Source organism: Cupriavidus sp. CuC1, from assembly GCF_044627735.1.
GTDB lineage: Bacteria > Pseudomonadota > Gammaproteobacteria > Burkholderiales > Burkholderiaceae > Cupriavidus > Cupriavidus ulmosensis.
In genome coordinates this window covers 1-502 of the sequence record NZ_JBIUHC010000473.1, presented here as the reverse complement: position 1 = coordinate 502, position 502 = coordinate 1, and the positions used below count along the sequence as shown (strand labels likewise).

At 58.4% G+C, this 502-nt stretch carries 1 protein-coding gene; it reads left to right on the top strand.

The window, feature by feature from the left end; all coding sequences use genetic code 11:
- On the top strand, window positions 1-322 hold a 322-nt coding region (locus ACGLHR_RS52255), incomplete at its 5' end, for a tyrosine-type recombinase/integrase (protein ID WP_400104045.1).
- Window positions 323-502: the final 180 nt, after the last annotated feature.

Below are 502 nucleotides of genomic sequence, written 5' to 3'. Positions count from 1 at the left end.
TGGTCGATCTGTAGCTGTCATTCACGAACAGAGGAAGCCGTCAAGTCCATTACGGATGGGTTCCGCTGACGCTTACGCTAATGTCAACGTATCCCCGCACCGCATCAGGCATTCGACCGCCATGGCGATGCTGCAGTCCGGTGTATGGCCCACTGAGATTGCGTTGTGGCTCGGTCACGAGAGCCCGGCGACGACGCACATGTACGTCGAGGCGGACCTCGAGATGAAGGAACGCGCGCTCGCTCGGTTGAATCCGCCAGATGTGAAGCGAGCTCGGTACCAGCCACCCGAGACGCTTCTGCGATTCCTGAAGTCGCTGTGATTATGTGAACCAAATGGAGCACACACCGCGCTTCCAACCGAGCGCGGCCCCTCACTCGTCTAAGCCGGATTTACATAAAAACGCTGTTCGCATTAGACGCGCCGTAACCGTCAGCGGAACCCGTCTGGCGAGTAGAGGGCGGCGATGAGAAGGTAGGAGCTTCACGATCTCTGGGAGTGA